Source organism: Nocardia sp. bgisy118, assembly GCF_057708605.1.
This window is the reverse complement of sequence record NZ_JBYISM010000008.1, coordinates 131,498-143,751: the sequence shown is the minus strand read 5'-3', so window position 1 is coordinate 143,751 and position 12,254 is coordinate 131,498. Positions and strand designations below refer to the sequence as shown.

General features: G+C 66.5%; 12 protein-coding genes. 9 read left to right on the top strand and 3 right to left on the bottom strand.

Annotation, left to right across the window (positions count from 1 at the left end; translation table 11 throughout):
- Positions 1-189: 189 nt before the first annotated feature.
- The 8 genes from AC3EO7_RS12875 (at position 190) to AC3EO7_RS12840 (ending at position 9,522) form a co-directional block, all read left to right on the top strand.
- Positions 190-786: a cysteine dioxygenase gene (locus AC3EO7_RS12875; protein WP_435591276.1), complete on the top strand. Its 597-nt coding sequence runs from the start codon at positions 190-192 to the stop codon at positions 784-786.
- 85 nt (positions 787-871) lie between these two features.
- A complete protein-coding gene (locus AC3EO7_RS12870; RefSeq protein WP_431967445.1) occupies positions 872-1,294 on the top strand; it encodes a rhodanese-like domain-containing protein in 423 nt (140 codons plus the stop codon).
- A gap of 298 nt (positions 1,295-1,592) precedes the next feature.
- Positions 1,593-3,098, top strand: a complete 1,506-nt coding sequence (gene lysS, locus AC3EO7_RS12865) for a lysine--tRNA ligase (protein WP_435591318.1) — start codon at positions 1,593-1,595, stop codon at positions 3,096-3,098.
- Between the two features lie 154 nt (positions 3,099-3,252).
- On the top strand, positions 3,253-3,612 hold the full coding sequence (locus tag AC3EO7_RS12860; protein WP_357461563.1) for a histone-like nucleoid-structuring protein Lsr2: 360 nt from the start codon (positions 3,253-3,255) through the stop codon (positions 3,610-3,612).
- 292 nt (positions 3,613-3,904) lie between these two features.
- Positions 3,905-4,528: an FHA domain-containing protein gene (locus tag AC3EO7_RS12855; RefSeq protein ID WP_435591275.1), complete on the top strand. Its 624-nt coding sequence runs from the start codon at positions 3,905-3,907 to the stop codon at positions 4,526-4,528.
- Between the two features lie 135 nt (positions 4,529-4,663).
- Positions 4,664-5,245 (top strand): anthrone oxygenase family protein, encoded by a 582-nt coding sequence (locus tag AC3EO7_RS12850; RefSeq protein ID WP_431967295.1) that lies wholly within the window; start codon positions 4,664-4,666, stop codon positions 5,243-5,245.
- Between the two features lie 105 nt (positions 5,246-5,350).
- Complete coding sequence (locus tag AC3EO7_RS12845) at positions 5,351-6,295, top strand: esterase/lipase family protein (protein WP_431967293.1); 945 nt, start codon at positions 5,351-5,353, stop codon at positions 6,293-6,295.
- A 668-nt stretch (positions 6,296-6,963) separates the two neighbouring features.
- Positions 6,964-9,522 carry an ATP-dependent Clp protease ATP-binding subunit gene (locus tag AC3EO7_RS12840; protein WP_431967291.1) on the top strand — a complete coding sequence of 853 codons (2,559 nt, stop codon included), beginning with the start codon at positions 6,964-6,966 and terminating at the stop codon, positions 9,520-9,522.
- Between the two features lie 64 nt (positions 9,523-9,586).
- Here the strand turns inward: AC3EO7_RS12840 and AC3EO7_RS12835 are convergent, their stop codons facing one another.
- The 3 genes from AC3EO7_RS12835 to AC3EO7_RS12825 all read right to left on the bottom strand — a co-directional run bounded on the left by AC3EO7_RS12835 (position 9,587) and on the right by AC3EO7_RS12825 (position 11,312).
- The gene (locus tag AC3EO7_RS12835; protein WP_435591274.1) at positions 9,587-10,054 is read right to left on the bottom strand and encodes a YfbM family protein; all 468 of its coding nucleotides are present in this window, start codon (positions 10,052-10,054) and stop codon (positions 9,587-9,589) included.
- 185 nt (positions 10,055-10,239) lie between these two features.
- Positions 10,240-11,046 carry an LLM class flavin-dependent oxidoreductase gene (locus tag AC3EO7_RS12830; RefSeq protein ID WP_435591273.1) on the bottom strand — a complete coding sequence of 269 codons (807 nt, stop codon included), beginning with the start codon at positions 11,044-11,046 and terminating at the stop codon, positions 10,240-10,242.
- An 11-nt stretch (positions 11,047-11,057) separates the two neighbouring features.
- On the bottom strand, positions 11,058-11,312 hold the full coding sequence (locus AC3EO7_RS12825) for a hypothetical protein (protein ID WP_431967285.1): 255 nt from the start codon (positions 11,310-11,312) through the stop codon (positions 11,058-11,060).
- A gap of 305 nt (positions 11,313-11,617) precedes the next feature.
- On the opposite strand from AC3EO7_RS12825, the gene AC3EO7_RS12820 reads away from it, so the two are divergent.
- Positions 11,618-12,235, top strand: coding sequence for a TetR/AcrR family transcriptional regulator (locus tag AC3EO7_RS12820; RefSeq protein WP_431967283.1), 618 nt, complete (start codon positions 11,618-11,620; stop codon positions 12,233-12,235).
- Positions 12,236-12,254: the final 19 nt, after the last annotated feature.

Here is a 12,254-nt window from a genome sequence, read left to right as displayed (position 1 = left end):
CGCGGAACCCGGGGTGGGGCGTGGATCACCCCGGGAGGGACTGTTGCTCCCGCGAACACCGCTGCTAGACTCGCCGACGTGTCTTTCCGTGTGAGCACCCAGGAGTGTTGTCGAGGCTGATTCCGGCCTCGACCGATCGAGGCCGACCGCGAGTCCCTCGACCGATCCCCACCTCCTGGAGATGCGCTCATGCGTTCCTCTGTTCTTTCCCTTACGTCAGCACGTGACAGCCTGTCGGCCCGGCCGCCGGTGGATCGCGCAGTTGCGCCCGCACTCCCGACCCGGCTTCGCCCCGCCGATCTGCTCCGGCTGACCGACGAGGGCGCCGAGGACGTGCTCGCGGGCCGCTACGACCATCTGCTGCCCACGGGCGGCGTCTGGCCCGCCGACGAGCGCTGGGCGACCCGGCTGCTCTCCGACGACGAGGTCGACGTCTGGCTGATCAGCTGGACGCCGGACAAGTCCACCGAATTGCACGATCACGCCGGATCGCTGGGCGCGCTCACCGTGCTCAGTGGCGCTCTCTCGGAATTCCGTTGGAATGGAACGGAATTGCGCAGCCGCACGCTGACCGCGGGCGATCAGGCTTCTTTCCCCATCGGCTGGGTGCACGACGTGATGCGCGCATCGGCCGCCGCGGAATCCGCGGGCCCGCTCGACCCGACGCTGAGCGTGCACGCGTATTCCCCGCCGCTGACCGCCATGTCCTACTACGAGGTGACCGGCCACGGCACCCTGCGGCGCACCCGAACCGTCCTCACCGACCAGCCCGAAGGTGATATCTGATGAGCGAACGAAGTGAGCGAACCATGAGTCAGCGCGCCTTGCGCATGCCGGAACCGAGCGCCAGCGAGGTGCAGGCATGAGCAGTTTGACCATCGATCAGATGCTCGACAACGCGCGTGCTCAACTCGACAGGATCTACGCGTTCGAATTGCCCGCGGCGCTCGCCAGGGGCGCCATTCTGGTGGACATCCGTCCGCAGGCGCAGCGGGGCCGGGAGGGAACGCTGCCCGGCGCCTTGGTGATCGAACGGAATGTGCTGGAATGGCGGCTCGATCCGACCAGTTCGGCGCGTTTGGCACTGGCCGCGGATCACGATGTGGAATGGATCGTCGTCTGCTCCGAGGGTTACACCTCCAGCCTGGCCGCCGCCTCGCTGCAACAACTCGGGCTACACAGGGCCACCGATCTGATCGGCGGTTACCAGGCGCTCAAGGCGGCGGGCCTGCTCACCATCGCCAGCCGGGCGCCGCACTTCGCTCGTGAGGTCACCTCGCTCGCCTCGTTGTAATTCACCGCGCGATTCCTTCTATCTCGAAATAGGAGGTAGCGCAATCGGTTTCGGTTTTCCGGCGGCTTTCGTTCCGAAGGCGGCCCGCTGAAACGCGCCCGGGGTGCGTGCCGGAAACCGATGCCGATTCGTTACTATCGGGCGGAGCCCGGGCAGGCCGCAAAACGATTTCCGGTGCACGCTAGGGTTGTCCGATGTGAGCACCCCGAACACGCCCTCGTCCGGTCGCTCCGCGGGTTCGGTTCCTGCGGCGCAAACCAGCCGTCCCGCCCCGGAAGCAGACGACGTTCCGGAACAGATGCGGATTCGCAGGGAGAAGCGTGAGCGGCTGCTCGCGAACGGCGTCGAGGCGTATCCCGTGGTCGTCGCGCGAACGCACACACTGGCCGATATTCGGGCCGCCTTTCCCGATCTGCCCGCCGACACCCAGACCGGTCAGCAGGCCGGCGTCGTGGGGCGCGTCATTTTCCTGCGCAATACCGGCAAGCTGTGTTTCGCCACGCTGCAGGAGGGCGACGGCACCAAGCTGCAAGCCATGATCAGCCTCAACGGCGTCGGAGCGGACGCGCTGGCGGCCTGGAAGGCCGATGTCGACCTCGGTGACTTCGTTTTCGTGCACGGTGAGGTCATCGCCTCGCGCACGGGCGAATTGAGCGTTATGGCCGATTCCTGGTCCATGTCGGCGAAGGCGCTGCGGCCGTTGCCGGTGGCGCACAAGGAGATGAACGAGGAGTCGAGGGTCCGGCAGCGCTATGTCGACCTGATCGTGCGTCCCGAGGCCAGGGAGATGGCCCGCACCAGGGTCGCTGTGGTGCGTGCGCTGCGCGCCGCGCTGGAACGCCGCGGGTTCCTCGAGGTGGAGACGCCGATGCTGCAGACGCTGCACGGCGGCGCGGCGGCCCGGCCGTTCGTCACCCGTTCCAATGCCCTCGATATGGACCTCTACCTGCGCATTGCGCCGGAACTGTTCCTGAAGCGCTGCGTGGTCGGCGGTTTGGAGAAGGTCTTCGAGGTCAACCGGAACTTCCGCAACGAAGGCGCCGACTCCACGCATTCGCCGGAGTTCGCAATGTTGGAAACGTATGAGGCCTATGGCACCTACGACGACTCCGCGAAGATGATCCGGGAATTGGTGCAGGAAGTCGCGCAAGAGGCTTTCGGCACACAGGTGGTAACCCTCGCGGACGGTACCGAATACGATCTTCGGGGCGAGTGGGCAACCGTCGAGATGTACCCTTCGCTGTCCGATGCGCTCGGTGTCCGAGTCACCCCGGAAACTTCGGTCGAGGAATTGCTGGCACTCGCCGATCGGGTTGGACTGGAAATTCCGGAGGGCAAGGGCTACGGTCACGGCAAACTTGTCGAAGAACTGTGGGAGCACGAGTACGGCGACAAGCTCTATGCGCCGACATTCGTGCGTGACTTCCCGGTCGAGACCTCACCGCTGACTCGGCAGCACCGCAGCAAGCCCGGAGTTACCGAGAAGTGGGATCTGTATGTCCGTGGCTTCGAGTTGGCCACCGGCTATTCGGAGTTGGTGGATCCCGTGATCCAGCGCGAGCGGTTCGTGGATCAGGCGCGGCTGGCCGCGCAGGGCGACGACGAGGCAATGGCGCTGGACGAGGACTTCCTTGCCGCGATGGAGCACGGCATGCCGCCGACAACGGGAACCGGTATGGGAATCGATCGGTTGTTGATGGCACTGACGGGATTGGGAATCCGCGAAACGATACTGTTCCCAATTGTGCGTCCGGTCACTCAGCGAGGTGTGAGCGACCGGCGCGGAGACGGTGCCGGAGCGTAACCAGGCAGCGGCAGGCGAACACGCAAATCAAACAGAGTCGGGTTCGTTTCGATAGCCGAAGTCTCGTCTTGGAATTTTCCGAATTCGAGGTATTCTTGCCTCGGGTAATCGGCCTAGTATGCGGGTCGCACGATTTCGAGAGGACGTTCATCTCATGGCAAAGAAGGTCACCGTTAGCCTGATCGACGATGTCGACGGTGAGTCCATCGCGGACGAGACCATCGAGTTTGCGATCGACGGTGTGTCGTACGAGATCGACCTGTCGTCGGCAAATGCCGCGAAGCTGCGTGACGGGCTGGAGCAGTGGGTTTCCAGCGCGCGTCGGGTGAGCGGCCGCCGCCGCGTGAAGGCCGCCGCGGGCACCGCCGCCGCCCCGAAGAGCCGGGTCTCCATCGACCGGGAACAAAGTGCGGCAATTCGCGAGTGGGCCCGCCGGAATGGCCACAAGGTCTCCGCCCGCGGCCGTATCTCCGCCGACATCACCGACGCGTACAACAAGGCCGCGAAGGGCTAGTTCTTTTCCGACCGCTGCCGCCTGGGCGAATCGTGCGACGCCCGGGCGGCAGCAGCGTTTGTGATAGTTCTTCGATATGGGCGTTCCTTCGCATTCGCTCCGGCCATGCGCGAGGCTCGGGACGGACTTCGTCCGGCGGCGCCGGTCAGGCGCACCTTCGCATTCGCTCGGGCCGCGCGCGAGACGAGGATGTCGACTGGGTTGACGATCTTGCTCGTGATACCCGGACGGGGCACCATGGAAACGTGCGAAGGTCGTCACTGGCGGTATGGAGAGATGAGGTATCGGCGCAGTGACTGGATTCGTCGGATCATTGTTGCGATTCACCGATGATTCGGGCCGTCAGCAGGAGCTCTTGTTGAGCCCGGATCAGCAGCGCGTCACCATCGGCCGCTCACCGCAGGCCGATCTGGCGCTGCGCTGGGACGCCGAGGTGTCCCGGCTGCACGCGTCGATCGAATACTTGGGCGCGCACTGGACGATCGTCGACGACGGTCTTTCCCGTAACGGCACCTTCGTCAACGGGGAGCGCGTGGTCGGCAGGCGCCGCCTGATGGCCGGCGACAAGATCCGGGTGGGCACCTCGCTGGTCTCCTTCCACGATTTCGGCGCCGTCGCCGACGACGCCACCCGCACCTCCACCGGCTCGATTCCCACGCTCCGTTCGCTCACCGAGACCCAGCGCGCGGTGCTCGTCGCGCTGTGCCGTCCGTACAAGAACGGCACGGGCTTCGCGACCCCGGCCTCCAATCAGCAGATCGCCGAGGAACTGTTCCTGAGCGTCGACGCCATCAAGACCCACCTGCGCGCGCTGTTCGCCAAGTTCGGCGTGGAGAGCCTGCCGCAGAACCAGAAGCGGGTGCGGCTGGCGGCGCTGGCCATGCAGAGCGGCATCATCTCGGACCGGGATCTCTGAACCGCATCGCGCCCGTGGACGCCGACTTAAGCAGCCGAGCGTCTCGAAGATGGAGCGGCGGGCCCGTTCACGGTTGACTTGTCCTCGACGCCGGACCGAACGACTCGGACCGGACTGTGAGGCAGGAGAAATCGAATGTTCGCGCTGAGAATAACCGCGCTGGTGGCGGCCGTGCTGGCGACGGGTCTGACCGCGGGTGTGTTCTACGCCTACGCCATCTCGGTGATGCCCGCGCTGAACCGCTCCGACGACCGGACCATCGTCGACCTGATGCAGAAGATCAACGTGGTCATCATCAATCCCTGGTTCATGATCGCGTTCCTCGGCGCCGTCGGATTCGCCATCCTCGCCGCGGTGCTGCACCTCGGCAAGGAGCACCGGGCGACCCTGGTCTGGATCGCGATCGCCGTGGTGCTCAACGTGATCGCCTTCGCGGTGACCGCAGGCTTCAACGTCCCGCTCAACGACCAGCTGGCCGCGGCGGGCGACCCGTCGCAGATCGCCGACATGGCCGCCGTCCGAGCCGACTACGAGTCCGCCTGGGTGCGCTACAACGTGATCCGCGCGGTCGTGCACACGCTGGCCTTCCTGGTGCTGTGCGGCGCGCTGTTCGCGGCGGGCGTCCAGCAGGGCAAGAGCGAAGCCGCGGGCTCGGACGACGCGCGGCGCGTCACCGCCTTCGCCGCGCCGGCTGCGGCGACGCACCGGCTCGGCTGATTCGCAGGCCGTAGGCGGGTTACGAAAGTTACCCGCCGGTATCGGCAGTAACTGGGACACGTCCTCGGTAGCTTCTTCTCAGCAACTTCCAGAATTGGAGGCTCCATGCGACGTGTTCCAGTTCCGTTCGTTGTTGTCTTCATGTTGGCCGCGCTGTGGATCAGCGCGGCCGGCTCCGCGAACGCCGATCGCTATCCAGTCGTCTACGACTTCTTCTCGGGCATCCCGGCCGAGCTGTCCCGCCCGGGCGGATCGCTGCCGGGCTCGAACAACTGGTCCTGCCGTCCGAATGCCCAGCACCCCAATCCGGTGGTCCTCGTGCACGGCACCGGCGGTGGGGCGCAGACGAATTGGGGCGTGTACGCGCCCTTGCTCGCCAACGAGGGCTACTGCGTGTACGCACTGACCTACGGTGCGCACCCCCTGCCATGGCCGATGTCCGCGGTCGGTGGTCTGCGGCCGATGGAGCAGAGCGGGCCCGAGCTCGCCGCCTTCGTCGACCGTGTGCTTGCCGCGACCGGTGCCGCGAAGGTGGACCTCATCGGCCACTCGCAGGGCAATTTCATCGGCAACTACTACATCAAGCGGCTCGGCGGCGCGAGCAAGGTGGACAAGCTGGTCGGCCTCGCGCCACCGTGGCTCGGGAGCAACGCGGCGGGTCTCGGCGACGCGGCCGCCTACGCCGCCCGCCTCGGCGTGACCGCGGCGTTCGACCTCGCGGTGGGCGCCTGGTGGTGCCAGGCCTGCGCCCAGGTCATCGCGGGCTCCCCATTCCTGAAATTGATGAACGCCGACGGCGTCTATCACCCCGCCGTCGACTACACGAATATCGCGACCCGGCTCGACCAGTCGGTCGTCCCGTACACGGCAGGCCTGGTTCCCGGGCCGAATGTCACCAATGTCGTGGTCCAGGACGGATGCGCCCAGGATTACTCCGAACACGCGGGCATCGCGGGCAGCCCGCGAGCGGCCAAATTCGTCCTGAACGCGCTCGACCCGTCCCACCCGCGGCAGGTGCCGTGCGAGTACGTCCCGCCGTTCACGGGCTAGGCGGTCTTTCGCCTTCGTTCCGGCCGCGCACGGTCTTGTCGTGCGTGCCTGCGCGCTCGCCTCGGCCACACGCTGGTTGACGAACGAACTTCGGCTCGGAGCGTTCGACGGGCGTGGGTGGTCCCGCTTCAGCTGTGGCTGGGTTGGTAGCCGGAGGTCCTCCGGTGATGCCCTGTCGGCGCCTCCGCCACGGCGGTGTCCGGTTCGAGCGCGGGACCCTCGCGATGCTGGTCGTGCGTCCGCCTACGGTCGGACAGGGTGGGGTTCGAGGGGCGGAAGACCGGTGGCGTTCGACGTGCGCGGCTTCGCTTTCGCCGAGGGCCGGGCTTCTCGGGAACACCGGGACGGATTCGGTCGTTTTCACTGCAACGGGCGTTCAAGGGCGACGACGGCCTTGGATCGGGGCGGCACCGGCGGGGTCTGCGACTGTTCGCTGTTGGCAAAACCGGATCGGAAACGAAACCCGCAACGCTCACGTTATGAGTGAATGACCGTGCTGTCGCTGGTCCCCAATAGGGTGGACTGGAGGCGGCGCGAACCCCCGCCAACTAGAGTGGATGGCGGGGGCCGCAAGCCCCGGGCTTCATGGCAGGCTGACGACCACAGGTTGCGCACAGCACTGAAGCGTCGGACGCCACTGAAGGTCTGAGCAGGAGAGTGAGGGAGCGATGTTCGAGAGGTTCACCGACCGCGCGAGGCGTGTCGTTGTCCTGGCCCAAGAAGAGGCCCGGATGCTCAACCACAACTACATCGGCACCGAGCACATCCTGCTTGGCCTCATCCACGAGGGCGAGGGTGTCGCGGCGAAGTCGCTGGAGTCTCTTGGCATCTCGCTGGAGGGTGTGCGCAGCCAGGTGGAGGAGATCATCGGCCAGGGTCAGCAGGCCCCGTCCGGTCACATCCCGTTCACCCCGCGCGCCAAGAAGGTGCTGGAGCTGAGCCTGCGTGAGGCGCTGCAGCTCGGCCACAACTACATCGGCACCGAGCACATCCTGCTCGGCCTCATCCGTGAGGGCGAGGGTGTCGCGGCGCAGGTGCTCGTCAAGCTCGGCGCCGACCTCAACCGGGTCCGCCAGCAGGTCATCCAGCTGCTGTCCGGGTACCAGGGCAAGGAGCCGGTGGAGTCCGGCTCCCGCGGCGAGGCCGGGACCCCGTCCACCTCGCTGGTGCTCGACCAGTTCGGCCGCAACCTGACACAGGCCGCGCTGGAGGGCAAGCTCGACCCGGTCATCGGCCGCTCGAAGGAGATCGAGCGCGTCATGCAGGTGCTGAGCCGCCGCACCAAGAACAACCCGGTGCTGATCGGCGAGCCCGGCGTCGGCAAGACCGCCGTCGTCGAGGGCCTCGCGCAGGCGATCGTCAACGGCGAGGTGCCCGAGACGCTCAAGGACAAGCAGCTCTACACCCTCGACCTGGGTTCGCTGGTCGCGGGCAGCCGCTACCGCGGTGACTTCGAAGAGCGCCTGAAGAAGGTGCTCAAGGAGATCAACACCCGCGGCGACATCATCCTGTTCATCGACGAGCTGCACACGCTGGTCGGTGCGGGCGCGGCCGAGGGCGCCATCGACGCGGCCTCGATCCTGAAGCCGAAGCTGGCCCGCGGCGAGCTGCAGACCATCGGCGCCACCACGCTCGACGAGTACCGCAAGTACATCGAGAAGGACGCCGCCCTGGAGCGCCGGTTCCAGCCGGTCCAGGTGGGCGAGCCGACCGTCGAGCACACCATCAACATCCTCAAGGGTCTGCGCGACCGCTACGAGGCGCACCACCGGGTGTCCATCACCGACGGCGCGCTGGTCGCCGCCGCGACGCTGGCCGACCGCTACATCAACGACCGGTTCCTGCCGGACAAGGCGATCGACCTGATCGACGAGGCGGGCGCGCGGATGCGCATCCGCCGGATGACCGCGCCGCCGGACCTGCGCGAGTTCGACGACAAGATCGCCGACGCGCGCCGTGAGAAGGAATCCGCGATCGACGCGCAGGACTTCGAGAAGGCTGCGCGGCTGCGTGACAAGGAGAAGCAGCTCGTCGCCAAGCGCGCCGAGCGTGAGAAGCAGTGGCGTTCTGGTGATTTGGACGTCGTGGCCGAGGTCGACGACGAGCAGATCGCGGAGGTGCTCGCCAACTGGACCGGTATCCCGGTGTTCAAGCTCACCGAGGAGGAGACCACCCGTCTGCTCCGCATGGAGGACGAGCTGCACAAGCGGATCATCGGCCAGGAGGACGCCGTCAAGGCCGTCTCCAAGGCGATCCGCCGCACTCGTGCCGGCCTGAAGGATCCGAAGCGTCCGTCCGGCTCGTTCATCTTCGCCGGCCCGTCCGGTGTCGGTAAGACCGAGCTGTCCAAGGCGCTGGCGAACTTCCTGTTCGGCGACGACGACGCGCTCATCCAGATCGACATGGGCGAGTTCCACGACCGCTTCACCGCCTCGCGGCTCTTCGGTGCCCCTCCGGGCTACGTCGGCTACGAGGAGGGCGGCCAGCTCACCGAGAAGGTGCGCCGCAAGCCGTTCTCGGTCGTGCTGTTCGACGAGATCGAGAAGGCCCACCAGGAGATCTACAACACCCTGTTGCAGGTCCTGGAGGACGGCCGCCTCACCGACGGCCAGGGCCGGACCGTGGACTTCAAGAACACGGTGCTGATCTTCACCTCGAACCTCGGCACTTCGGACATCTCGAAGGCCGTGGGCCTGGGCTTCACCCAGTCCAACAACGAGGGTTCGAACTACGAGCGGATGAAGCTCAAGGTCAACGACGAGCTGAAGAAGCACTTCCGCCCCGAGTTCCTCAACCGCATCGACGACGTGATCGTCTTCCACCAGCTCACGACCGATCAGATCGTCGAGATGGTGGACCTGATGATCGGCCGCGTCGCCACGCAGCTGAAGAACAAGGACATGGCGATCGAGCTCACCGAGAAGGGCAAGAGCCTGCTCGCCAAGCGTGGCTTCGACCCCGTGCTCGGTGCCCGGCCGCTGCGCCGCACCATCCAGCGCGAGATCGAGGACCAGCTGTCGGAGAAGATCCTCTTCGGCGAGATCGGCCCAGGCCAAACGATCCTTGTGGATGTGGAAGGCTGGGACGGCGAGGGCTCCGGCGAGGACGCCAAGTTCACCTTCACCGGCAAGGCGAAGCTGACCAAGACGGCCGTCGAGGAGAAGCCCGAGGTCGTGCTGACCGGCGCGGGCGAGGGCAACGCCACCGAGGCCGCCTCCGGCGAGTAAGTAACGACGAGAAGGCCCGCCCCCAACGAATTCGTTGGGGGCGGGCCTTTTGCCGTGTTCTCGCTCAGCCGAAGTGCATGACCGCCGCGGAGCCCGACTTCGCGGCGTCGGCGAAGAAGGCGGCGAGAGTCGCGTAGTGGAACTGGAGATAGCCGAGTCCCGCGTCGCCGTCCCTGGTCCAGATGCGCGGGTAGATGTTCGCCTCGTCCATGGCGGCGGGATCGTAGTGCGCGGCGAGCGCGGTGAACGGCGTGGCCCGCAGCCGTTCGGCCGTCCGGCCGACCAACTCGGCGGGCCATCCGTAGTACTCCTCGTCCTCGTCGAGGGGCAGGCTGTCATCGCACAGATCAACCCCTGTCCCGGCCGCCTCGAGCAGGTAGCGCAGCCCGTCCCAGGCCTTGTCCAGATAGCCGCTGGGATCGCCGTCGGTCCGCTCGAGCTGCGAGAGCTCCTCCTGCGCTTGTGGACTCGCCACGATCAGGCAGCTCAATTGCTCGCTCGTGACCTTGGTGAACGACAGGATCACTCCCATTGCTTCCCCGCTCCCACGGAATTCGCCGGGGCCGCCGAATTCCGATCCGATTGTCTTCCTCGATGATCGAGACGGAATGTAATCGACTCGACCGACAGGTCTCGCCGGGAGACGGACGGGCCCGCAGAGTGCGACGCTTCGGACCGAGCCGATCGGGCGGCCAAGCGCCGTGTAGTGCACGCCGCCTATCGATCCGCGGCCGATGTGTCGCAGCGGTGCAGGATCGGTGCGAAGTCTCGAGCGAGTTCGTCGGGGACCACGAGCTCGTCGATCCCGTACTTCTCCCTTCGATATTCGATCAGGTCGGCGGCTTCGGCCGGATCTTCCGGCAGCAGTGCGGCCGCGCCCGCGTCACGCAGTCCGTCGGCGGTGAGGCCGAGGTGTTTTTCGAGCCAGAACGGCACGCGGTCGCCGATGCCGAAGAGTTGGTGGGTGAAAGGGATGTCGCGGTCGGTGTTCTCGCGCACGACGCGCACCATCTCGGCCCATTCCGTTTCGGTGGCGCCGGGCTGGGTCGCGAGCACGATGCGGTCGGCGATCTGGGCCGCGGCGGCGAGCATGCGTGGACCGCTCGCCGCAACCACGATCTCCGGGGTGGGATCGACGGCCGCGCGGACCGCGGCGACCGCCTCGAGCAGCTGCTCGCGACGCCCCTGCGCGGAACCCCAAGGCATGCCGAGCCTCTCGGCCTCGCCCGCCGCATCCGGACGGCCCACGCCGATGCCGAGCTCGAAGCGTCCGTCCGAAAGCAGCTGTAGCGCAGCCACTTCTCGCACCAGCGCGGCACTGTGTCGCAGCGGGGCCGCCAGCACGTTGGGACGCAGCCGCACCGTGCCGGTGACCGCAGCGGCCGCCGCCAGCATCGGCAGCGGCGACGGCGTGTACAACGTGTCGGGCAGCAGAATCGTTCGGTAGCCCTGTTTTTCGGCCGCCCGCACCGCGTCGACCCACTGCGCACCCGAACGCGGGGTGACGATCATGCCGAACTTCATCACGTCGCCTTTCAGCGCCCGGTCTCGCGGAGTACGGCCAACCGCTCCCGATATTGCGCCTCGGTGACCTCACCGCGCGCGAAAGCGTCGCGCAGCACGCCGATTCCGGTGTGTCGGCGGAAGCGGTTGCGCGCCAGGAATATCAGGACGAGGAAGGTGAGCCAGAACAATAGCGGGAAGATCCAGAAGAACGGCCACGGATGCCAGCCGCCGTCATAATGGTCCGCCAGCAGAGTGAGTGCTTCCGATTGCGTGAAAAGAGTCATGCTCCGAGCGTGCGCGTCGTAACCCATCCGACACATCGGCCGCGCGTCCCTGATCCGGCTACGCCTGCCGACGTACTCCTCGACCCGGCAACCCCGAACAACTGGCGGTTTGCCGATATCCGCCGCTCATGAATTGCCCGACATTCACTGCGTGCGCATTACGCCCGACGCGGACGCCGAGTCACGCGGCACAGACGCGCCATGCCGCGTGACGTGGACGCTGAACCGCGCGCGTGTCAGCGGTGTGTGTGACGGCCCATGTTCACATATTTGACCGATCGGTCGCAATAGTAGGATCTCGAAACATGGCGCGCACCAAGGAATTCGACCCGGACGTCGTACTGGACCTCGCCATGGATCTGTTCTGGCAGCGCGGGTTCGAAGCCACCTCGATGGCAGATCTGGTGCAACATCTCGGCATAGCCAAGGCCAGCATCTACGCCGCCTTCGGCTGCAAACACGAACTGTTCACCAAGGCGCTGCAGCGCTATCTGGAACTGGCCGACGAACGGATCACCACCGCACTCTCGCAGCCGGGTCCTGCCCTGCCCGCCATCCGAGCGCTCATCGACCGCTTCGTCACCGAAGCCTGCGTCGAACACCGCTACCTGGGCTGTTTGGTGTCCAATACCGCCGTCGAACTCGCCGCCCGAGACCCCGATATCGCCGAACTGGTCGAATCCGGTTGGGCAAGCTGGGAAACCGCGTTCACCTCGGCGTTCACGCGCGCAGCCGAGCAAGGCGAACTGGCCGCCGACCGCGATCCACGTGCGCTGGCCCGCTTCCTCCTGGTCTTCCTCCAAGGCGTCTGGGTCCTCGAACGCACCCCCTACGCCCCCTCCCGCCTGCACGACGCCGCCCAAGTGGCAGCGGCGTTCCTGTGCGGTCACCCCAACACCACGTCCACGACCGGGCACTCATAGCGGGGCTGCTGCCCCGGGG

Excerpts from the sequence above, each read along its gene's own strand:
- AC3EO7_RS12875 (WP_435591276.1), top strand. The coding sequence starts at position 190 with ATGCGTTCCTCTGTTCTTTCCCTTACGTCAGCACGTGACAGCCTGTCG.
- lysS (WP_435591318.1), top strand. The coding sequence starts at position 1,593 with ATGCGGATTCGCAGGGAGAAGCGTGAGCGGCTGCTCGCGAACGGCGTC.
- AC3EO7_RS12860 (WP_357461563.1), top strand. The coding sequence starts at position 3,253 with ATGGCAAAGAAGGTCACCGTTAGCCTGATCGACGATGTCGACGGTGAG.
- AC3EO7_RS12850 (WP_431967295.1), top strand. The coding sequence starts at position 4,664 with ATGTTCGCGCTGAGAATAACCGCGCTGGTGGCGGCCGTGCTGGCGACG.
- AC3EO7_RS12845 (WP_431967293.1), top strand. The coding sequence starts at position 5,351 with ATGCGACGTGTTCCAGTTCCGTTCGTTGTTGTCTTCATGTTGGCCGCG.
- AC3EO7_RS12840 (WP_431967291.1), top strand. The coding sequence starts at position 6,964 with ATGTTCGAGAGGTTCACCGACCGCGCGAGGCGTGTCGTTGTCCTGGCC.
- AC3EO7_RS12835 (WP_435591274.1), bottom strand. The coding sequence starts at position 10,054 with ATGGGAGTGATCCTGTCGTTCACCAAGGTCACGAGCGAGCAATTGAGC.
- AC3EO7_RS12830 (WP_435591273.1), bottom strand. The coding sequence starts at position 11,046 with ATGAAGTTCGGCATGATCGTCACCCCGCGTTCGGGTGCGCAGTGGGTC.
- AC3EO7_RS12825 (WP_431967285.1), bottom strand. The coding sequence starts at position 11,312 with ATGACTCTTTTCACGCAATCGGAAGCACTCACTCTGCTGGCGGACCAT.
- AC3EO7_RS12820 (WP_431967283.1), top strand. The coding sequence starts at position 11,618 with ATGGCGCGCACCAAGGAATTCGACCCGGACGTCGTACTGGACCTCGCC.